The organism is Nonomuraea sp. NPDC051191 (genome assembly GCF_044455665.1).
Taxonomy (GTDB): domain Bacteria; phylum Actinomycetota; class Actinomycetes; order Streptosporangiales; family Streptosporangiaceae; genus Nonomuraea.
The window spans coordinates 181,853-201,230 of the sequence record NZ_JBITEZ010000012.1; the positions used below are offsets into that span (position 1 = coordinate 181,853).

The 19,378-nt window shown below is 73.3% G+C and carries 22 protein-coding genes and 1 pseudogene; 13 read left to right on the forward strand and 10 right to left on the reverse strand.

The features are described from left to right. Positions 1 to 22: 22 nt before the first annotated feature. The 5 genes and pseudogenes from ACIA8R_RS32785 to ACIA8R_RS32805 all read right to left on the reverse strand — a co-directional run bounded on the left by ACIA8R_RS32785 (position 23) and on the right by ACIA8R_RS32805 (position 2,321). A complete protein-coding gene (locus ACIA8R_RS32785; RefSeq protein ID WP_397041853.1) occupies positions 23 to 523 on the reverse strand; it encodes a hypothetical protein in 501 nt (166 codons plus the stop codon). Between the two features lie 33 nt (positions 524 to 556). Next, a complete protein-coding gene (locus ACIA8R_RS32790; protein WP_397041854.1) occupies positions 557 to 1,051 on the reverse strand; it encodes a hypothetical protein in 495 nt (164 codons plus the stop codon). Beyond that, positions 1,042 to 1,302: a hypothetical protein gene (locus ACIA8R_RS32795; RefSeq protein ID WP_397041855.1), complete on the reverse strand. Its 261-nt coding sequence runs from the start codon at positions 1,300 to 1,302 to the stop codon at positions 1,042 to 1,044. The genes ACIA8R_RS32790 and ACIA8R_RS32795 overlap by 10 nt, the downstream gene beginning before the upstream one ends. Next, positions 1,302 to 1,725: pseudogene (locus ACIA8R_RS32800) on the reverse strand (ABC transporter ATP-binding protein). The gene ACIA8R_RS32795 and the pseudogene ACIA8R_RS32800 overlap by 1 nt, the downstream one beginning before the upstream one ends. After that, on the reverse strand, positions 1,722 to 2,321 hold the full coding sequence (locus tag ACIA8R_RS32805) for a CGNR zinc finger domain-containing protein (protein WP_364091710.1): 600 nt from the start codon (positions 2,319 to 2,321) through the stop codon (positions 1,722 to 1,724). The pseudogene ACIA8R_RS32800 and the gene ACIA8R_RS32805 overlap by 4 nt, the downstream one beginning before the upstream one ends. A gap of 86 nt (positions 2,322 to 2,407) precedes the next feature. On the opposite strand from ACIA8R_RS32805, the gene ACIA8R_RS32810 reads away from it, so the two are divergent. Next, positions 2,408 to 3,196: an MBL fold metallo-hydrolase gene (locus tag ACIA8R_RS32810; RefSeq protein ID WP_357709209.1), complete on the forward strand. Its 789-nt coding sequence runs from the start codon at positions 2,408 to 2,410 to the stop codon at positions 3,194 to 3,196. A 104-nt stretch (positions 3,197 to 3,300) separates the two neighbouring features. Further along, positions 3,301 to 4,554, forward strand: coding sequence for an MFS transporter (locus tag ACIA8R_RS32815; protein WP_397041856.1), 1,254 nt, complete (start codon positions 3,301 to 3,303; stop codon positions 4,552 to 4,554). A gap of 26 nt (positions 4,555 to 4,580) precedes the next feature. On the opposite strand, the gene ACIA8R_RS32820 is transcribed toward ACIA8R_RS32815, so the two are convergent. Then, positions 4,581 to 6,059, reverse strand: coding sequence for an FAD-dependent monooxygenase (locus ACIA8R_RS32820; RefSeq protein WP_397042026.1), 1,479 nt, complete (start codon positions 6,057 to 6,059; stop codon positions 4,581 to 4,583). Positions 6,060 to 6,291: 232 nt separating this feature from the next. Between ACIA8R_RS32820 and ACIA8R_RS32825 the strand changes: the two genes are divergently transcribed. From ACIA8R_RS32825 to ACIA8R_RS32845, 5 genes are all read left to right on the forward strand, one after another. After that, entirely contained in the window at positions 6,292 to 7,035 is a 744-nt protein-coding gene (locus tag ACIA8R_RS32825; protein WP_357709203.1) for an SDR family oxidoreductase, read from the forward strand. A gap of 90 nt (positions 7,036 to 7,125) precedes the next feature. Next, positions 7,126 to 7,629, forward strand: coding sequence for a hypothetical protein (locus ACIA8R_RS32830; RefSeq protein ID WP_397041857.1), 504 nt, complete (start codon positions 7,126 to 7,128; stop codon positions 7,627 to 7,629). Between the two features lie 90 nt (positions 7,630 to 7,719). Continuing rightward, a complete protein-coding gene (locus ACIA8R_RS32835; protein WP_397041858.1) occupies positions 7,720 to 8,703 on the forward strand; it encodes an AraC family transcriptional regulator in 984 nt (327 codons plus the stop codon). A gap of 99 nt (positions 8,704 to 8,802) precedes the next feature. Then, the gene (locus ACIA8R_RS32840; RefSeq protein WP_357709194.1) at positions 8,803 to 10,026 is read left to right on the forward strand and encodes a styrene monooxygenase/indole monooxygenase family protein; all 1,224 of its coding nucleotides are present in this window, start codon (positions 8,803 to 8,805) and stop codon (positions 10,024 to 10,026) included. Then, entirely contained in the window at positions 10,023 to 10,523 is a 501-nt protein-coding gene (locus ACIA8R_RS32845; RefSeq protein ID WP_364091700.1) for a flavin reductase family protein, read from the forward strand. The genes ACIA8R_RS32840 and ACIA8R_RS32845 overlap by 4 nt, the downstream gene beginning before the upstream one ends. A 103-nt stretch (positions 10,524 to 10,626) precedes the next feature. On the opposite strand, the gene ACIA8R_RS32850 is transcribed toward ACIA8R_RS32845, so the two are convergent. Together ACIA8R_RS32850 and ACIA8R_RS32855 are read right to left on the reverse strand one after the other, a co-directional pair. Further along, complete coding sequence (locus ACIA8R_RS32850) at positions 10,627 to 10,788, reverse strand: hypothetical protein (RefSeq protein WP_364091697.1); 162 nt, start codon at positions 10,786 to 10,788, stop codon at positions 10,627 to 10,629. A 164-nt stretch (positions 10,789 to 10,952) separates the two neighbouring features. After that, entirely contained in the window at positions 10,953 to 11,708 is a 756-nt protein-coding gene (locus ACIA8R_RS32855) for a TetR/AcrR family transcriptional regulator (RefSeq protein WP_364091695.1), read from the reverse strand. A gap of 87 nt (positions 11,709 to 11,795) precedes the next feature. Here ACIA8R_RS32855 and ACIA8R_RS32860 point away from each other — a divergent pair, with 87 nt between their 5' ends. Further along, positions 11,796 to 12,740 carry an ATP-binding cassette domain-containing protein gene (locus tag ACIA8R_RS32860; protein WP_397041859.1) on the forward strand — a complete coding sequence of 315 codons (945 nt, stop codon included), beginning with the start codon at positions 11,796 to 11,798 and terminating at the stop codon, positions 12,738 to 12,740. Then, the gene (locus ACIA8R_RS32865; protein WP_357709186.1) at positions 12,737 to 13,555 is read left to right on the forward strand and encodes an ABC transporter permease; all 819 of its coding nucleotides are present in this window, start codon (positions 12,737 to 12,739) and stop codon (positions 13,553 to 13,555) included. Before ACIA8R_RS32860 ends, ACIA8R_RS32865 begins: the two co-directional genes overlap by 4 nt. A 12-nt stretch (positions 13,556 to 13,567) precedes the next feature. Here the strand turns inward: ACIA8R_RS32865 and ACIA8R_RS32870 are convergent, their stop codons facing one another. Together ACIA8R_RS32870 and ACIA8R_RS32875 are read right to left on the reverse strand one after the other, a co-directional pair. Further along, on the reverse strand, positions 13,568 to 14,221 hold the full coding sequence (locus tag ACIA8R_RS32870) for a response regulator transcription factor (RefSeq protein ID WP_364091690.1): 654 nt from the start codon (positions 14,219 to 14,221) through the stop codon (positions 13,568 to 13,570). After that, complete coding sequence (locus tag ACIA8R_RS32875) at positions 14,215 to 15,438, reverse strand: histidine kinase (protein ID WP_364091688.1); 1,224 nt, start codon at positions 15,436 to 15,438, stop codon at positions 14,215 to 14,217. Before ACIA8R_RS32875 ends, ACIA8R_RS32870 begins: the two co-directional genes overlap by 7 nt. Positions 15,439 to 15,572: 134 nt before the next feature. Here ACIA8R_RS32875 and ACIA8R_RS32880 point away from each other — a divergent pair, with 134 nt between their 5' ends. The 4 genes from ACIA8R_RS32880 to ACIA8R_RS32895 all read left to right on the forward strand — a co-directional run bounded on the left by ACIA8R_RS32880 (position 15,573) and on the right by ACIA8R_RS32895 (position 19,282). After that, a complete protein-coding gene (locus ACIA8R_RS32880) occupies positions 15,573 to 16,493 on the forward strand; it encodes an ABC transporter ATP-binding protein (RefSeq protein WP_397041860.1) in 921 nt (306 codons plus the stop codon). Then, a complete protein-coding gene (locus ACIA8R_RS32885; RefSeq protein ID WP_397041861.1) occupies positions 16,490 to 17,290 on the forward strand; it encodes a hypothetical protein in 801 nt (266 codons plus the stop codon). Before ACIA8R_RS32880 ends, ACIA8R_RS32885 begins: the two co-directional genes overlap by 4 nt. A gap of 19 nt (positions 17,291 to 17,309) precedes the next feature. Next, a complete protein-coding gene (locus ACIA8R_RS32890; protein ID WP_397041862.1) occupies positions 17,310 to 18,485 on the forward strand; it encodes an alpha/beta hydrolase family protein in 1,176 nt (391 codons plus the stop codon). Between the two features lie 107 nt (positions 18,486 to 18,592). Next, entirely contained in the window at positions 18,593 to 19,282 is a 690-nt protein-coding gene (locus ACIA8R_RS32895) for a DUF4097 family beta strand repeat-containing protein (RefSeq protein ID WP_397041863.1), read from the forward strand. The last annotated feature ends 96 nt before the right edge of the window (positions 19,283 to 19,378 follow it).

A 19,378-nucleotide genomic window follows, 5' to 3' on the forward strand; every position in this document is an offset into this window, starting at 1 on the left:
GCGGGCCGGGCAGGTGAGTCCCTCAGTCGAGGGACAGCCCCGCGGCCGGGGTCACCCGCGCGGCCTGCCGTGCCGGGACGCCGTCCACGGGGATGGCCCGTTCGACACCGGCGGTGTGCCGTACGCGGTCGAGGAGGTCGGCGGCGATCGTTCCCCCGGCGGAGGTCAGGGAGGCGTCGACGGGGTGCTGTCTGTCGCGTTCCGCCTCCAGCGCCGTGCTCGCCGTGGCCATCCCGGTGAGCACGGCGGACGTCACGGTGACGCCGACCAGCAGGGAGGCGGTGGTGGCGGCGGTCCGGCGCGGATGGCGCACGGCGTTCCTGGTCGCCGGCCGCCCGGCGGGGCCGAGCAGCGCGCCGGTGATCCGGATCAGGCGGGGAACGAGCACCGGACCGAGAAGGAGCACGCCGGTGAACACCGAGCCCCCGCCCGCCACCATGATCGGCATGCTGTCCTGGACCATCGCCGCGCCGAGCAGGGCCGGCCCGACGACCAGCAGGAGCCCGGCGAGCGTCAGCCGCACCCGGCCCGACGACCAGCAGGAGCCCGGCGAGCGTCAGCCGCACCCGGCCCGACGACCAGCAGGAGCCCGGCGAGCGTCAGCCGCAGCCGGCCCGCGGCCGTGTGCGCGTCGACGGGCGCGTCCGGGCGCAGCGCCGCCAGCGGGCTCACCCGGACCACCCGGCAACCAGGACGCCACCATGGTGACCATCAGGCCGACGGCGAACCCCGCCGGCAACCAGGGCAGGGACAGCGCGGCGGCGCCCATCGGGGCGGTGGGCGCGAGGCTGTTGATCAGGGCGATCAGCCCGTGGCCCAGGCCGAGGCCGACCACCTCCAGGTCGGCCGCCGTGGCGCCCTCGCCGATCCGGACCCGGTCGCCGACCGCGACCTGCCTGGCCCGGGCCAGCCACACGGCCACGACCGCCTCGCCCGTGGCCGCCGGGAAGCGGCCCGAGCCGAGCTGCTGCCAGCGCAACAGCGCCGAGGGGGCGACCGGCCCCACGGCGGTCTCCGGGTACGGACGGCCGCCCGCGCGCATCAGCAGCATGACCCGGCCGATCGCGGACGCGTTCTCGCCGTGCCGCTCGGCGGCGCGATCGCGGCCTGAGTGCCCAGCCCGGAGATCACCTGGTCGGCCCCGCGGTACGGCGCCCCGAAGCCGTTCATCAGCTCGCTCCGGGCCCCGGACGTGAGCACGCCGACCATGACGACGAAGGCGACGCCGGCGCTGATCGCGATCGCCGCCGCGGCGTACCTGCGGACATGGTTGCGCAGCGAGGCAAGGAACACGGTACGCATCAGGCGATCCGCCCGTCCTGCGGGGTGATCACGTGGTCGGCGTAGGCCGCCGCGTCCCGCTCGTGGGTGACCATCACCACGGTCTGGCCGAGCTCGCGCGCCGAGCGGCGCAGGTGGTCCAGCACCTCCGCCGACGTGGCGCTGTCCAGGTTTCCGGTGGGCTCGTCGGCGAACAGCAGGTCGGGCTGGGTGATCAGGGCCCGGGTGATTGCGATCCGCTGCTGCTGGCCGCCGGACAGCTCCGCGGGGCGGTGGCCAGCCGGTCGCCTGGTCGAGGCCGGCCAGGCAGTGCATCAGCGTGGACTTGCCCGACCCGCTCGGTCCCATGATCGCCGTGAACCCGCCGCGTGGCAGGTCGAGGTCGATGCCGCGCAGGGCCCGCACCCGGGTCTCGCCCCGGCCGAAACACCCCGGCGGCGTCAGCCGGGGTTCGGCTGGGTGCGGCGGGCGTAGGCGCGGGCGGCGCGCGCGCGGTCACCGCATCTGGTGGAGCACCAGTGGCGGCGGCCGTGACGCAGCAGGTAGCGGTTGCAGGGAGGAGAGCCGCAGCTGGTGAGGCGTTCGGCGTCGGGGCCGGTGAGCAGGTCGGCGGTGTTGGCGGCGATGGTCGCGAGAGCGCGGTCGAGGATCTCGTTGGTGGGGCACGGCGCCGCGCGGTAGGGGCCGTTCCTCTCGTCCCAGTACAGCAGGGCGGCCGTGGGGGCCTTGCTCAGCGCGTCGTTGACGGCGGACAAGGCCGCGGGCAGGGCGGGCAGTCCGTCGACCTGGGCGGCGAACAACACCCTGACGTGCTCGCGCAGCGAGCGCAGCTGAGCCGCGCACATCTCCCGCACCCCGGCGTCGGCCGGCGCGAGGCCGCGTTCGGTGAGCCAGCGATTGGTCGCCGCGGGGGTGCCGAGGAGATCGACGAACTGCCCTCCCGGCAGCGCGATGGCGCTGTTGACGAAGTCGAGGGCGAGGTGGTCCGCCGCCCCCGGCGCGGGCGGCAGCACGGACTCGGCGGTCGGGGTCTCGCTCATATGTCTCATGGTACGGGTTGCGCTCGTCCGTGAGACACCGTTACCTTCATCACGGATAAACCGCTTCTCATCCGTGAGGTGTCTGAATGGCCAGTTCCAGTGCGACCACCGAGCAGCTCCCCGTACGCGTCTTCGGCGGTCCGACCGCCCTCTTCGAGTACGGTGGCCTGCGATTCCTGACCGACCCGACCTTCGACGCCCCCGGCGACTATCACGTGCCGGGCGGACGGCTGACCAAGACGGCTCCCGCCGCCGCCGTCCCCGCCGACCTCGGCCGGATCGACGTGGTCCTGCTCTCCCATGACGAGCACCCCGACAACCTGGACGACTCCGGCCGCGCGCTGCTCGCCGACGTCCCGCTCACGCTCACCACGCCCGGCGGCGGCCGGCGTCTGGGGGACGGCGCCAAGGGGCTGGCCGACTGGGAGCCGGTCGAGCTGGACCGCCGCGACGGCGGCACGATCACCGTCACGGCCGTTCCCGCCATTCACGGCCCCGGCCCGCGCGAGGAGGTCGAACCGCTCACCGGCCAGGTCGTCGGATTCGTCCTGACCGGGGAGGATCTGCCCACGATCTATGTCAGCGGCGACAACGCCTCGCTCGACGTGGTCAAGCAGATCGCCGACCGCTTCGGCCCGGTGGACACCGCCGTCCTGTTCGCCGGAGGCCCCCGGATCCCCGTGCTGTTCGGCGGCGAGCTGATCGTCCTCGACAGCGCGCAGGCCGTCGAGGCTACCGGGATTCTCGGCGCCCGCCGGGTGGTTCCCGTCCACTACGACAGCTGGGCCCACTTCACCGAGGGCCGCGACGAACTGGTCGCCGCCTTCACTGCCGCCGGCCTGCTCGACCGCCTTGACCTGGGCGTCCGAGGTTGACCACATGACCGGCCGGGCCGGCCTCCCTCCGGCCCGGCCTGCACGACAATCCGCGCCCGCCCACCGAAGCCCTCGGCGACATCTCCCCTTCCGAAAGAACTCTCGTGACGACCAATGTGCCTGTCCGGATACACGACGTCCCGCGCCTTCAGGCACAGCGCCGCTCCCTGACCGTTCTGGTCATCGCCCAAGTCCTCAGCGGCGTCGGGCTGGCGGCCGGCGTGACCGTCGGCGCCCTGCTCGCGCAGGACCTGCTCAGCTCCACCGGCCTCGCCGGCCTGCCCAGTGCCGTGGGCACCGCCGGCTCCGCCCTGGCCGCCGTCGCCGTCGGGCGCGTCTCCCAGGCCCGCGGGCGCCGGCCCGGCCTCGCCCTCGGGTATCTGGCCGGCGCCGTCGGCAGCTTCGGCGTCGTCGCCGCCGCCGTCACCGGTAGCCCCGTCCTGCTGTTCCTCGCCCTGTTCCTGTACGGCGCCGGCACCGCCACCAACCTCCAGGCCCGCTACGCCGGAGCCGATCTGGCCGCCCCCGAACGCCGGGCGGGCGCGGTGTCCGTCGTGCTGGTGGCCACCACCCTGGGCGGCGTGGTCGGGCCCAACCTCGCCGCCCCGACCGGCGGCCTCGCCCGCGCCTTCGGCATCCCCTACCTGGCCGGGCCGTTCCTGCTCGCGGGCGCGGCCTACGCGCTGGCCGCCCTGGTCCTGGCCGTCTGGCTGCGTCCCGATCCACTGCTGCTGGCCCGCGCCCTGGAGGACGGTCCCGCCGCCACACCGGACGCCGTCGGCCGGATGCCTCCGGCCGTCGCGCGGCGCGGGCCCGGCGTGCTGGTCGGCGCACTGGTCATGATGATCACCCAGCTCGTCATGGTCGCGATCATGACGATGACCCCCGTCCACATGCACGACAGCGGGTCCGGGGCGGCCGCCGCAGGCCTCGTCATCGCCGTCCACATCGGCGCGATGTACCTGCCCTCGCCCCTGACCGGCTGGTTGGTCGACCGCTACGGCCGCCTCACGGTCGCCACCGCCTCCGGCCTGGTTCTCCTGGCCGCCGGACTGGTCGCGGCCGGCGCGCCCGACGACTCCGTCGCCGTGTACGCGGTGGCGCTCGCGCTGCTGGGGCTCGGCTGGAACCTCGGTCTCGTCGCCGGCACCGCGATCATCACCGACGCCGTCCCACCGGCCACCCGTGCCAGGACGCAGGGCCTCGTCGACGTCTCCATCTCCGTGTCCGGCGCCGTCGGCGGCCTGGTCTCGGGCCTGGTGGTCGCCGTGGCCGGCTACCCTCTCCTCGCCGTCGGCGGCGGCGTTCTGGCGCTGGTCGTCGTGCCGGTGGTCGTCGTCGCAGCCCGCAACCGGTGAGTGCCTTCCACCCGGACGGATCAGGTTCACCTGCTTGGGGCGCCCGCCCACCGCGTCAGGGCGTCGGCGAGGCCGGAGGCGTCGGCGATGGAACCGGCCCAGCAGACGTAGCCGTCGGGCCGCACCAGCACGCCGTCCGCGCCGAGCTCGGCCTTCACGTGCGCCCGGCCGACCCTGGCCGACCACGGCCCGGCGGCCTCGGCGAACGCGGCCTCGTCGGCGGTCGTCAGCAGCAGGCCCCGGCCGTCGCGCAGCAGCTCCGCCACGCGACCGGGCCCGGCCGCCGTCACCACGTCGAGGTCGGGGACCTGGCGTCCCAGCAGGTCGTGGCGGCGGCCGGGCAGGTCGTGGCGGACGTCCAGCCCCGAGATCATCCCGGCGACGATCCGGTTGGCCTCGGGCACCCGGACGAGCTGCTCGACGATGTCCCGCAGGGCCAGGTTCTCCTCATCGTGCACGATCAGCACGGCCTGGGCGCGGGTGTTGGCGAGGACGCGCGCGCCGACCGGGTGCCGTTCGGAGTGGTAGGTGTCGAGCAGTCCCTCGGGCGCCCACCCGGCGATCTCCCCGGCCAGCTTCCAGCCCAGGTTGAACGCGTCCTGCAGACCGAGGTTGAGCCCCTGACCGCCCATGGGCGAGTGGATGTGCGCGGCGTCCCCGGCCAGCAGGACCCGCCCGTGACGGTACCGCTCGACCTGCCGCGAGGCGTCGGTGAACCGGGAGGCCCATCGCACGCCCGTGAGCCGGACGCCGGGGCCGAACTCGTTGTGCAGGGCCCGCTGCACCTCGTCCTCGCTGATCGGGGTGTCGCGGGACAACCGCTGCTGCTCGGCCCCGTAGAACAGGAACCGGTGGACGCCGTCGCCGATGGGAGCGATGTAACCCTTGCCGGTCTTGTCGGGCGTCATGACGGGCAGCGTCCAGGTCTCCGGCACGGCGCCGTCCGGGTCGGAGATCGTGATGTCGGCGACCACCGAGAGCAGTCTGCCGTCCAGGCCGGGAAAGCCGATGCCCAGCAGCTCGCGGACGGTGCTGCGGCCGCCGTCGCAGCCCACCAGGAAGCGGGCCGTGAGCCGTGACTCGCCCGCGGGCCCGAGCAGGGTCGCCTCGACCCCGTCGGCGTCCTGGGACAGCCCGGTCACCTCCTGCCCGCGCAGGACCTGAACGCCCAGCTCGCCGAGCCGTTCCTCCAGCAGCGCCTCCACGCGCCCCTGGGGGATGCCGATCGAGTACGGGTGCCGGGTGTCCCAGGCGGTGTAGTCCAGGCGGAGCCCCGCGAAGTGCCCGCCGGGCACCCGCTGGATCGCCCGGTCCATGAGGGGCTCCAGGAGCCCGCGTAATTCGAGCGCCTCCGCGGAGCGCGGCTGGATGCCGAGCGCCTTGGACTGCCCGCTGCGCCGCGCCAGCCGTTCGACGACCACGGCCCGCACCCCGGCGAGGCCCAGTTCCGCGGCAAGCATGAGCCCGGTCGGCCCGGCTCCGACGACGACCACATCGACGTTCATCACGGATACTCCGTTCGACAGGGATCGGTGATGAGGTCACCGATCGCTGCGCAGACGGTAACGGCGGACGGGCCGGTTCCCGCAACGATAGTCACCCCGACAGGCTGCTCCACTTCCGGATTTTCTCCGGCACGGACGGATTTTCTCCGGCACGGATGTAGAGACCGGGACGGTCGCCACGACTCCACTGCGAAGCGCCCCACCAGGGGGCGGCCAACGGCGGGGAGCCGACATGGGAACGCTGGAGAAGAAGAGCGCACTGGTGACCGGCGGGTCGCGCGGAATCGGGCGAGCGATCGTGACGAGGCTGGCCCGCGAGGGCGCGACCGTGTTGTTCACCTTCAACCGCGACCAGGCCGCGGCCGAGGACGTGGTGGCCGAGGTGGCGGCCTTCGGCGGCCGGGCGATCGCGGTCCGGGCCGACCAGGGGCGCTTGGAGGACGTGAAGCACCTGTTCGGCGAGGTCGACCGATGCCTGGACGGTTTGCACGTGGTGGTCAACAACGCGGCGGTCAACCCGATGGGCATGATCTGCGACGCCACTGAGAGCGACTTCGACGACGTGATGGCCGTCAACACCAAGGGGCCGTTCTTCGTCATGCAGGCCGCTGCCGAGCGGCTCGGCGAGGGCGGCCGGATCGTCAACATCACCTCCGCCGGTGAGGCGCCGGGGCTGGCCCTGTACTTCGCCAGCAAGGCCGCGCTGGAGTCGATCACCGTGGTCGCCGCCCGCGAGCTCGGGCCGAGGGGCATCACGGTCAACAACGTGATCCCGGGCGCCACCGAGACGGACATGATGCGCGCGGCCGCCGGGGAGAACCTGCAGCAGGCCGTCGACCACGTCGTGACCATGACGCCACTGCGGCGGCTGGGCCGCCCCGAGGACATCGCCGACGTCGTCGCCTTCCTGGCCGGGCCCGACTCGCGCTGGATCACGGGCCAGAGCCTGCGCGTCTCCGGCGGCCTGATGATCTGACCGCACCGGACAGATCCTCAACGGATCCTCAACCGGCACCGGCCTAGCGTCCTTCTCGACAGGCACGACGACGGAGAAAGGGACGGTCTCATGGCTTCGGTCAGCACACGGCTCATCACCCTCATCGGCGTGGCCGGCGCGGCGTCCGCGCTGGTCGCGGCGCCCGGCTCGGCGACGGCGCGGACGACCCCCACCACGACGGCGGCGACCGCCGCCGTGGCGCAGAAGTGGAGCTACGCCCAGCCCCAGGCCACCCAGCCACGCACGGCGGCGGCCGGCGCCTCGGCCAAGCGCTGCCTCACCCTGCTGCGTCCCTGGGGAAGGTACGAGGGCGGCAAGTGGCGCATGTACGGCACCGTCCGGGCTCACTGCAAGGGCAGCAGGAACGGCGTGTGGTGGATGGCGCTGCAGAAGAAGACGAAGATCCTCGGCATCCCGCACTGGCAGCGGCTGGCGGGCCGGACCCTGCGCAGCGACCAGACGGGGGCCTTCCACGTCCGGGCGACGTGCAAGAGCATGAAGAAGAACACCTTCCGCGTGGTCACCAGCGGCACCACCGTGCTGAGCAGCCCCACCCTCACGGTCAAGTGCTGACCTCACCAGCTCACGGTGGATGATCGGCCCGCGCCGGCATGTGCGTCCTTTTACCTGGAACGCCGGGGGCGGCCGGGCCGATCATCTGGTGTGCTCCTCAGCAACCGGGCCGTCTTCGCCAGCTCCGACCTCGACGAGGTCCGCGGCGAGGTCGCCAAGGTGTTCTGCCCGCACCGGCTGGACCTGGCCGGGGACGCGAACCTGCTGTCGGCCAGGTTCAACTCCGTGCAGCTCGGCTCGGTCCGGGTCAGCTACCTGGACTACGGCGCCGACGTGCACATCGAGCCGGGCGACCTCGACACGTTCTTCCTGGTCATGATCCCGCTCGCCGGACGCAGCCTGATCCGCGCCGGCGACGAGGAGGTCGTCTCCAGCCCGTCCCTGGCCACGCTGCCCTCGCCGACCCGGCACCTCGACATGCGCTGGGCCGCCGGCTGCCCCCAGCTCCTGGTCAAGTTCGAGCGCTCCGCGATCGAACGCTCGCTGGAGCAGATGCTCGGCGAGCAGCTCGGCGGCCCGGTCGTCTTCGACCTCGGCATGGACCTGACGACGGGCTGGACCCGGTCCTGGCGTGACATGGCCGACCTGCTCGTCCGGGAGGCCGAACGCGACGACGGGCTGGCCGGCCACCCGCTGGCCGTCGCGCACCTGGAGAACGCCCTGATCACCCTGCTGCTGACCATGCAGCCCTCCAACTATCTGGAACGGCTGACGGCGCCGAGGCCGCCCGCGCTGCCGAAGGTGGTGCGCCGGGCGATGGAGTTCATCGAAGGGCACGCGCACCTTCCGCTGAGCACCACCGACATCGCGGGCGCGGTCGCGGTCAGCAGCCGCTCCCTCCAGGAGGGTTTCCGCGCGCACCTCGGCCTGTCCCCGATGGCCCACCTCCGGCAGGTACGGCTGGCGCGCGTGCACGACGAGCTCAGGACGGCCGACCCCGCCAGGGCCACGGTGACCACGGTGGCCGCCCGATGGGGCTTCCTGCACCAGGGGCGTTTCGCCGCCCAGTACCGCGAGAGGTACGGGCAGCCGCCGTCGGAGACGTTGCGAAGGGGTCCCGCGTCAGGCGGATGAGATCCGCGCTCAGCGGATGGCCCGGGCGGACCCACCGCCCGTACCGTTCTTGTCAGGCGCCGATCAGATCCCGTACCCGACACCCGAAGGACACCACCCATGCGCGACATCCTCGTCGTCGGCGCCGGTCAGGCCGGTCTCCACCTCGCCATCGGCCTGCTCCGGCACGGCTACGACGTCACCGTCGTCTCCAACCGCACCCCCGAGTCCATCCGCGACGGCCGGGTGATGTCGGGCCAGGCCATGTTCGGCACCGCGCAGGCCCACGAGCGCGAGCTCGGCCTGGACTGGTGGGCCGACGTCTGCCCGCCCATCGAAGGCATCGCCCTCACGGTCCCGAGCCCGGAGGGCGGCAAGGCCCTGGACTGGGCGGCGCGGCTGGACGTCCCGGCCCGCTCGGTCGACCAGCGGCTGAAGATGCCGGCCTGGCTGGGCGAGTTCGAGCGGCTCGGCGGCAAGCTCGTCCTGCACGACGCCACCCCCGAGGACCTGGAGAGCTACGCGGCCCGGTACGACCTGGTCCTGGTCGCCGCGGGCAAGGGCCAGATCGCCTCGCTCTTCGAGCGCGACCCCGCCCGCTCCCCGTACGCCACCCCGCAGCGCGCGCTCGCGGTCACCTACGTCAACGGCCTCGCCCCGCGGCCCGGCCACTCGGCGGTCTGCTTCAACCTGCTGCCCGGCGTGGGCGAGTACTTCGTCTTCCCCGCGCTCACGCACACCGGCCCCTGCGACATCATGGTGTTCGAGGGCGTGCCGGACGGTCCCATGGACTGCTGGAGTGACGTCCGCGGCCCCGCCGAGCACCTGGCCCGCAGCCGCCGGATTCTGGAGACCTTCTTCCCGTGGGAGGCCGAGCGCTGCGCCGGGATCGAGCTCACCGACGCCAACGCGGTGCTGACCGGCCGTTTCGCCCCCACGGTCCGCCGTCCCGTGGCCGTGCTGCCGTCCGGGGCGCCGGTGCTCGGCGTGGCCGACGTCGTGGTGCTCAACGACCCGATCACCGGGCAGGGCAGCAACAACGCCGCCAAGTGCGCCGCCACCTACCTGCGGGCCATCGTGGAGCGGGGCGACCGGCCGTTCGACGCGGACTGGATGCGGCAGACGTTCGACCTGTTCTGGACGCAGGCCCGGCACGTCACGAACTGGACCAACGCCCTGCTCGCGCCGGCCGAGCCCCACCACCTGGCCCTGCTGGCCGCCGCCCAGCAGCGTCCGGAGATCGCCTCCCGGTTCGTCAACGGCTTCGACGACCCGGCCGACTACGCCGACTGGTTCATGGACGCCGGCCGGGCCGAGACCTATCTCGGCGGGGTGACGGCATGAGATCGCTCCGTGACGCCTTCGGGCAGTTCGCGACCGGGGTGGCGGTGATCACGACGGCGACCGCCGACGGGGAGCGGGCCGGGGTCACCGTCAACTCCTTCACCTCGGTCTCGCTCGATCCGCCGCTGCTGCTGTGGTGCCTGTCGAACCGGGCGCCCAGCGCTCGGCTCTTCCTGCGGGCCGGGCGGTTCGCCGTCAACGTCCTGGCGGCCGGGCAGGGGCACCTGTCCAGGCGCTTCGCCGCCCCCGCTGCCGACAAGTTCGCCGGGGTGGAGCTAGTGCCGGGCACGCCGTTGCCGGTGCTGGCCGGGACGCTGGCCGGGTTCGTCTGCCGTACCGAGCGCGTCCACGACGGCGGCGACCACCATATCCTCGTCGGAGCGGTGGAAGGCCACCAGCGGACCGGAGGCGAGCCGCTGGTCTTCCACTCCGGCCGCTACCGGGAGTTCTGGCCCGAGATGACCACCGGCGAGGGCCGCCTGCCCAGCCGCGTGTGACGTTCCCCCAGGCCACGCCGGGTCACTCCCGCCCGGGTGGCACGGCCGCGATCGGGCGCCGGCAGACGTACGTGCGGCAGGTTGCGCCAGACGGTCCTGGTCGTCAGCACCTCGTCGAAGGCCGCCCCAGCTCCGGCACGGTCGGCGCGCCGCGCTTGGGCACCACCTCGACCAGTTGCGCGGCCAGCGGCTCCCCCGTGGGGGGGCGAACGCGCCGATCACCAAGGGCCTGCGCCTTCAGGAAGACGCCGAGGTCAGATCGCATGCAATGACGCCAGTGACGCGGTGGTCCGGCCGACTCCTGCCTGGTGGCGATCTCCCGCCTCCGACCATCAGCCGGGCCCGGCGGCCTGCCCGGCGTGCCGGGTCCTCCACGCGGAGGACCGGTCCGGCCTGCCGGCCGCCCGTTCGCAGACGGGGGCGCGGGTGCTACGCGCCTCGCCCTGACTCCCGCGTCGCGGACCCGGCCGCTGCCGGGAGGGCCCCGGCGACGCAGTCGAGGACACGCTGGAGCCCGTGCCGGAACTGGTCGTCGCGGCTCAGGTGCGGCCGGCCCGCCTGCATCACGATCTTCGTGAAGATCGGGTACTCCCCGCTGTTCACCAGTTGCTCGATGCGCGGGCCGCTGCGCGCCATCCACTCCGACTCGCTGAGCCCGCTGCGGCGGAACTCCCCGGCCGAGCTGATCTCCTCGCGGACGGCGCCCTCGATGTAGCCGTTCAGCAGGGCCATCAGGGTGAGGTTCTCGTCGATGGGGACGTAGGCGTCGAGCACGCCCATCAGCCGTTCGATCAGGAGCACCTGGTTGGGGCCGAAGCTGGGGAGCGACCGCTGCACGGTGGCGACCCACGGGTGTCTCAGCCACATGGCCCGCAGCTCGTCGGCGTAGCGGGTCAGGTCGGCGCGCCAGTCGCCTGAGGGCAGGCCCGTGACGTCGATCTCGCCCGTCAGCCGGTCGGCCATGAGCTCGACCAGGTTGTCGCGGTTCGGGACGTACCGGTAGAGGGACATGGCGCCGGTGCCGATCTCGGCGGCGATCCGCCGCATGGTGGCGGCCTCCAGCCCCTCGGTGTCGGCGATCCGGACGGCCGCCTCGGTGATCTGCGCGCGGCTGTAGGCGGGCTTCGGCCCGCGGGCGGGGCGCTCCGGCCGCATCCAGATGTTGACGTACTCGGCGTCGGTCACCGTTCCACCTCCGTGTTGCGTACATCGTACCCAGTGGTTTAGCGTGACTGCCAGAAACCGCGTACAACGTACCCAGTGGAGGGGTTCATGCCTGATCCGATCGTGGTCGCCGAAGGACTGCACAAGTCCTTCGGCGACACCCATGCCCTGCGCGGCCTGGACCTGAGCGTCCCGGCGGGAACGGTCTGCGGCCTGCTGGGGCCCAACGGCGCAGGGAAGACGACCGCCGTTCGCATCCTGGCGACCCTGTCCGATCCCGACGCCGGGCACGCCCGCGTCGCCGGGCACGACGTCGTCCGCGAGCCCGACCAGGTGCGCGCCAAAGTCGGGCTCGCGGGCCAGTACGCCGCGGTGGACGAGAAGCTCACCGGCCGCGGCAACCTGCGCCTGTTCGCGCGCCTGTCCCACCTGTCCCGGCGCGACGCGCACCGGCGGGCCGACGAGCTGCTCGAACGCTTCGGCCTGGTGGACGCGGCCGATCGCCAGGTCGCCGGCTACTCCGGCGGCATGCGGCGCCGCCTCGACCTGATCACCAGCCTCATCCTGCGCCCCGAGGTGCTCTTCCTGGACGAGCCGACCACCGGCCTGGACCCGCGCAGCCGCGGCGAGATCTGGGACAGCGTCCGCGAGCTGGTGGCCGACGGCACCACGGTGCTGCTCACCACGCAGTACCTCGACGAGGCCGACCGGCTGGCCGACGACATCGCCGTCGTCGACCACGGACGGGTGATCGCCACGGGCACCCCCGACGAGCTGAAGGCCACGATCGGCGACCGCCTCGACGTCGTCCTCGAAGACCCCGCCGCGCTGCCCGCGGCGATGACCGTGCTGAACGCCCTCACCGGCACCGATCCCACCACGACGGGGGCCGACCGGCTCAGCGTCGCCCTGCCCGGCGGCCGCCTCCGACTCGCCGACGTCGTGCGCGACCTCGACCACGCCGGGGTCGCCGCCGCCGACGTGAGCCTGCGTCGCCCCACCCTCGACGAGGTGTTCCTGCGCCTCACCGACCGCAAGGAGACCGTTCGATGACCGCCCTCACCTCACCGATGGGCCGCCTGCGCTGGACGTTCACCGACGGGCTGACCCTGGTCGGCCGCGAGCTGAGCCGGCTGCGCCAGGAGCCCGGGCAGATCGTCGCCGCGCTGGTCTTCCCGGTCATCATGGTGGTGCTGTTCGGTTATGTCCTGGGCAGCGCCATCCAGGTGCCGGGCGGCGGCGACTACCGCGAGTACCTCATGCCCGGCCTGTTCGCGATGGTGACCTTCACCGCCGCGCAGGGGGTCATGGGCCGGATGGCCGCCGACGGCTCCCGCGGCGTGATGGACCGCTTCCGCTCCATGCCGATGGCGCGGCTGGCGGTGCCGTTCGGGCACACCGGCGCCGACTCCCTGATCGGCGTGCCGTTACTGGCGGCCATGGTGGTCACGGGCCTGCTGGTGGGCTGGCAGCCGCACCGCGGCCCGCTCCCCACCGCCGAGGCGTTCGCACTGATCATGCTGCTGCGCTACGCGCTGGGCTGGGTCGGGGTCTACCTGGGTCTGGCGGTGAAGGACGAGCGGATCGCCGAGGCGATGGTGCCACTGTTCCTGCCGGTCACGATGTTGTCCAACGCGTTCGTCCCGACCGGCGGCATGCCCGCCTGGCTGCGGTTCGTCGCCGACTGGAACCCGATCAGCGCGCTCACCGCCGCCATCCGGCAGCTGTTCGGCAACCCGGGCGTCGTGTCCGCGGACATGACGTGGCCGCTCGCGCATCCGGTGGCCGCCGTCCTGCTCTGGTCGGGCGCGCTGCTGGTGGTGTTCGTCCCGCTGTCGCTGCGCGCCTACATGCGCAAGGGACGCTGATCGGCCCTGTCCTCATGGGGCCGGGGACACCAGGCCGGCGTCGTAGGCGGCGATGACGAGCTGGACGCGGTCGCGGGCCCCGAGCTTGGAGAGCAGGCTGGCGATGTGGGCCTTGGCGGTGCCGGGGCTGATGTGCAGGCTCGCGGCGATCTCGGCGTTGGACAGGCCGCGCCCGGCCAGCGTCAGCACCTCGCGTTCCCGGGCCGTGACCCCGGGGAGCTCGCGCGGGCGAGGCTCGGGACGCCCGGCGAACTCGGCGATGAGCCGGCGGGTGACGCCGGGCGCGATCAGCGCGTCCCCGGCGGCCACGACGTGGACCGCGGACAGGATGTCCTCCAAGGCCATGTCCTTGACCAGGAAGCCGCTGGCCCCGGCCCGCAGGGAGGCGTGGACGTTGGCGTCGTCGTCGAACGTGGTGAGCATGATCACGCGGGTGGCCGGGGACTCGGCGGTGATGATCTGGGTGGCCTCGATGCCGTCCGTGCCGGGCATGCGGATGTCCATGACGACCACGTCGGGACGCGACCGCCGGGTGAGCTGGACGGCCTGGGCCCCCGTCCCGGCCTCCCCCACGACCTCGATGCCGGGCGCGGTGTCGATGACCATGCGCAGGCCGGCGCGGATGAGCGGCTGGTCGTCGGCGAGCAGGACGCGGATGGTCAACATGCCTCCACAGGGGCGTTCCGTCCGGACTCCCGCGCCGAGGCGGGACCGGGCAGCGGCAGGGTGGCGGTGACGCGGAAGCCGCCCTCCGGGCGTGGCCCGGCGCTGAGGCGTCCGTCGAGCAGGGCGGCTCTTTCGCGCATGCCGGCGATCCCGTACCCGCCTCCGGGCCCGGCCGGGGCGGTGGCGCGGCCGTCGTCGGTGATGTCGATGCGCAGCTCGCCGGGCGTGTGGTCGAGGACGACCCGGCAGTGACGGGCGTCGGCGTGGCGGATGACGTTGGTCAACGACTCCTGGACGATGCGGAAGGCGCACCGGTCCACCGCCGGGGGCAGCGGGCGCGGGCGGCCCCGGCGGCGCACGTCCACGCGGAGTCCGGCGGCCGCGGTCGTCTCGGCCAGCCGGTCGAGGTCGGCCAGCCCCGACCCGGGGGGCGGCTCCGCGGCGGCGGGGTGCTCGCGCAGCAGACCGAGCATGTGCCGTAGCCCCTGCAGAGTCTGCCGGCTGGCGGTCTCGATCGCGCCGAGGGCGTCGCGGGCCTGCTCCGGGCGGGTGTCGAGCACCCGGGCCCCGGCCCCGGCCTGGATGGCGATCACGCCGATGCTGTGCGCGACCATGTCGTGCAGCTCACGCGCGATGCGCAACCGGTCGGCGGTCACCGCCTGGAGCTCGGCCTGCGCGCGCAGCGCGGCACCGTACTCGCGTCGTTGCCGCAGGACCGTCCCCGCCGTCCAGGCGATCACGACGCCCAGGCCGAGCAGGACCGACAGCGCGAGGAAGCCCGGCGCGAGCACGCGCAGCCCCTGACCCAGCAGGGCCGCGTGCCAGGCCGCCTCCTGGACGGTCAATGCGACGGCCGCCGCCACCAGCCCGGTACGGCGCGCGCGGGTGGCCGTGACGACGCAGACCAGCACGTCGGCCGCCGGCAGCAGCGGCCAGACCCGCTCGACGGGCTGCGCCGCCGCCACGGCCACGAGCAGTTCGGCCAGCAGCACCGCCAGCACCACACCTGGCCGCCGACGTGCCCAGACCAGCGGAAGCGCCATCGCGACGGCGACTCCCGCATGGACCGCGTCCGCCGGCAGCGGGTCCTCGCCGTCGGTCAGCGTCACGACGTACAGCAGCGGCAGGGACGCCACGACCGCGCACCAGGCGAGCGCCGTACGCACACCGTGCGGCAGCCGCTGCGTCAGGGGTGGCCTGGGCGTTTCTTCGCGCACCCGGACGATCGTAGTCATCCATGGACACCGCGGGCATCGGCCTACGGGCATAGGCCCGTGGGCCACCCCGCTCGCGCGTGAACCGGCCCGCGGCCAGATGTCCCGCCCGCCCTGCCTGCGACAACGTTGGCCGGGTGATCGAAGTCAACGAACTGACCAAGCGCTACGGCGAGGTGACGGCCGTCAACGGCCTGACCTTCACCGTGCGACCGGGCTGCGTCACCGGATTCCTCGGCCCCAACGGGGCCGGCAAGAGCACCACGATGCGGATGATCCTCGGCCTGAACCGCCCCACCAGCGGAAGCGCCACCGTCGAGGGGCGCCCCTTCGCCCGGCACCGCGCCGGGCTGCGGCATGCCGGCGCGCTGCTGGACGCCGGCGACGTGCACGGCGGGCGCACCGCCGCCGCCCACCTGGGCGCGCTGGCCGCCGGCAACGGCCTGCCGCGCCGCCGGGTGGGCGAGGTGCTGCGGGACGTGGGCCTGGAGAGCGCTGCGCGCCGCCGGGTGGGCGGGTTCTCGCTGGGGATGCGCCAGCGGCTCGGCATCGCCGCCGCGCTGCTGGGCGACCCGCCGGTGCTGCTGTTCGACGAACCGGTCAACGGCCTGGACCCCGAGGGAGTGCGCTGGGTGCGCGGCCTGTTCCGCCGCCTGGCCGGCGAGGGACGCACGGTGCTCGTCTCCAGCCACCTGATGAGCGAGATGGAACACACCGCCGACCGGCTCGTCGTCATCGGGCGCGGCGAGCTGATCGCCGACGAGAGCGTGGCCGAGTTCGCCGCCCGCGGCACCGGCGCGGGCGTCATCGTGCGCACGCCCGACCCCGCCGAACTGGCCGCCGTCCTCACCCAGGCCGGCGCCCACGTGCGACAGGACGACGGCGACGCCCTGACCGTCACGGGACTGACCGCCGCCCGCGTCGGCGAACTCGCCTACGAGCGGCGCATCCTGCTGCGGGAACTCGCCCCCCGCGCCGCCTCGCTGGAGCAGGCGTTCATGGAGCTGACCGCCCCTCATGCCGACTACCGGGCCATGGACGGGGCCGGTGCGCCTTGACGGAACCCGCCCGCTTCCGCGACCTGCTCGCCGCCGAATGGATCAAGCTCTGGTCACTCCGCTCCACCCGGTGGCTGGTCGCCCTCGGCGTGCTGGCCATTGTCGCGTTCGCCGTCCAGAGCAGCCTGAACGCCCACAACAGCTGGCCCGGCTTCACGGCGCGGGAGAAGGCCCTGTTCGATCCGCTGGGCGAGGCGTTCAGCGGGCTGGCCGCCACCCTGCTCATGATCGGCGCGGGCACCGTCGGCGCGCTGACGATCGTCGGCGAGTACGCCACCGGCCTCATCCGCACCACCCTGGCCGCCGTCCCGGCCCGCCACCGGGTCGTGGCCGCCAAGCTCGTCGTCGTGGGCGCCGTCACGCTGGTGACCGGCGCGCTGGTCTCGGCGGCCACGTTCGGCGTCAGCCAGGCCATCCTGTCCGATCTCGGCGTCGCCGTCCGGCCGGGCGACCCCGGCGTGCTGCGCGTCCTGGCCGCCAACGCCCTGCTCGCGCCGGTGTCGGCGCTGGTCGGCATGGGCATCGGCGCTCTGGTGCGGCACACCGCGGGCGCGGTGGTCTCGGTCTGCGGCGTGCTGGTCATCGTGCCGACCTTCTTCCGGCCGACCGTCCACCAGTGGCTCAACGACCTGTACGCCCTGGTCCCGTTCTACGTCTGGCGCACCTGCCTGGGGCTGCCCCAGCTCCGCGACGACCCCGCCCTTCCCACGGTGACCGGCTCCTGGGCCGTCTTCGCGGCCTGGCCGCTGGCCGCCGCCGTCCTGACCCTCGTCGTCGTGCATCGCCGCGACGTCTGACCGTACTGAGAGGAATGCGATGATCTCGCCTCTGCTGACCGTCCCGCTGACGGCCTGCCTGGCCCTGACCGCCACGACCTGCGCCACGGCGACCGCGTCCGCCGCGCGAACCGGCGCCGGGTCCCCGTCGCCGGCCACCCTCCGGCTGGAACTGCCCCGCCCCACCGGCCCCGATCCGGTCGGCCGCGACACCCTGTACCTGGCCGACCAGAGCCGCAAGGATCCCTGGGTGCCCTCCTCGGGGCCGCGCCGGCTCATGCTCTCCATCCACTACCCCGCCCGTTCCGTCACCGGGCCGCCCGCCCCCTACATGAGCACGGAGGAGGCCGCGTCCCTCCTGCGGCGCAAGGCCCCCGGCGCCGACGTGCCCGCCGAGGTCATCAGCGGCATCCGCACCCACGCCCGCGCCGGCGCCCCGCCCGAGAAGGGCCGCCACCCGCTGGTGGTGCTCTCGCCCGGACTCGGCCTGCCCCGTGCCAGCCTCACCTCCCTGGCCGAGGACCTGGCCAGCCGCGGGTACGTCGTCGCCTCGATCGACCACGCCTACGAATCCTCCGGCACCGTCTTCCCCGGAGTCGGGCTGCTCACCTGCGCACCCCTGTGCGACCAGCCCAGACCTCCCGAGGGCGGCAAGGCCACCATCAGCAGGAACCGCGCCAAGGACGTCTCCTTCGTCCTGGACCGGCTGACCGGCCGCCATCCCGCCTGGAAACGCGTCGGCCTGATCGACGCCAGGCGCATCGGCATGGCCGGCCACTCGATCGGCGGCGACGCCGCCTCCACCACTATGCTCACCGACCCGCGGGTCAAGGCCGGGATCAACCTGGACGGAACCGTCGACGCCACCCTCCCCGCCACCGGACTCGGCAAGCGTCCCTTCCTGCTCATGGGCAGCCAACGCGACCACACGCCCGGCAAGGACGACACCTGGGACAAGACCTGGAAGGTCCTGGACGGCTGGAAGCGCTGGCTCACCGTCGCCCGCGCCGAGCACAGCACCTTCACCGACCTGGCCCTCGCGCAGAGCAAGCTCGGCCTGTCGTCCCCCGACGCCATCGACGCGGAGCGCGGGACGGCGCTCACCCGCGTCTACGTCGCGGCCTTCTTCGACCAGCACCTCAAGGGCAGGAAGCAACCCCTGTTGGACGGCCCCTCCGCCGCCAACCCCGAGATCGCCTTCCACCGGCCCGAGTGACGGAGGACGCCCCTGACCCCGCGCACGGACGGGGGCGTCCAATCCCGGGGGCCCGTCGGGGGCATCCCTGATGCAGGCCGGGCGGCATCCCGGACAGGATGGACGACATGAAGATCACTGCGATCGCGGGCGGCCTGCTGGCCTCCGCGGTACTCCTGACCGGGTGCGGCCTGGACGCCATCGGCAAACCGAAGAACGAGGAGACCAGCACGTACCAGGTCAAGGAGAAGGTGCAGCGGCTTCACCTCAGAAGCGGCAGCGGGGACGTGACCGTCACCGAGTCGGACGCCACGAACGTCAGCGTGACCGAGAGGCTCTACTGGAGCAACGACAAGCCGCAGGCCGCGCACAAGGTGGAGGGCGACACGCTGTCCGTCTCCTACGACTGCCAGAAGTCGTGGGGCACCTGCGGGGTCGAGTACAAGGTGGAGGTCCCCAAGGGGACGCAGGTCAAGCTGAACTCCGGGTCGGGCGACCTGACGCTGAGGTCGCTCACCGGCCCTCTTGACGTTGAGGCCGGCTCCGGCGACATCAAGGGCGACGGCCTCGGCGGCAAGAAGCTCCTGGTCAAGGAGGGATCCGGCCAGGTCACCCTGAAGTACGCGGTCGCGCCGGAAGGCGTCGAGGTGTCGGCCGGCTCGGGCGACGTCGTGCTCACCGTCCCCGACGAGACCTATGACGTGCGGGCCAGAACGACCTCCGGTGACGCCGACGTCTCCGTCAAGAAGGACAGTTCCTCGCCGCGCAAGCTGTCGCTGACCACGGGGTCCGGAAACGTCACCGTCTCGGCCGGGTAACCGGCTTCCCCGCCCACAGCTGTTCCGGTCCGCAGGACGGGACGCGCCCGGCGCCGTCCCCGTCGGCCGGGTGCCGAGGGACGGGCGCCGGGCCGG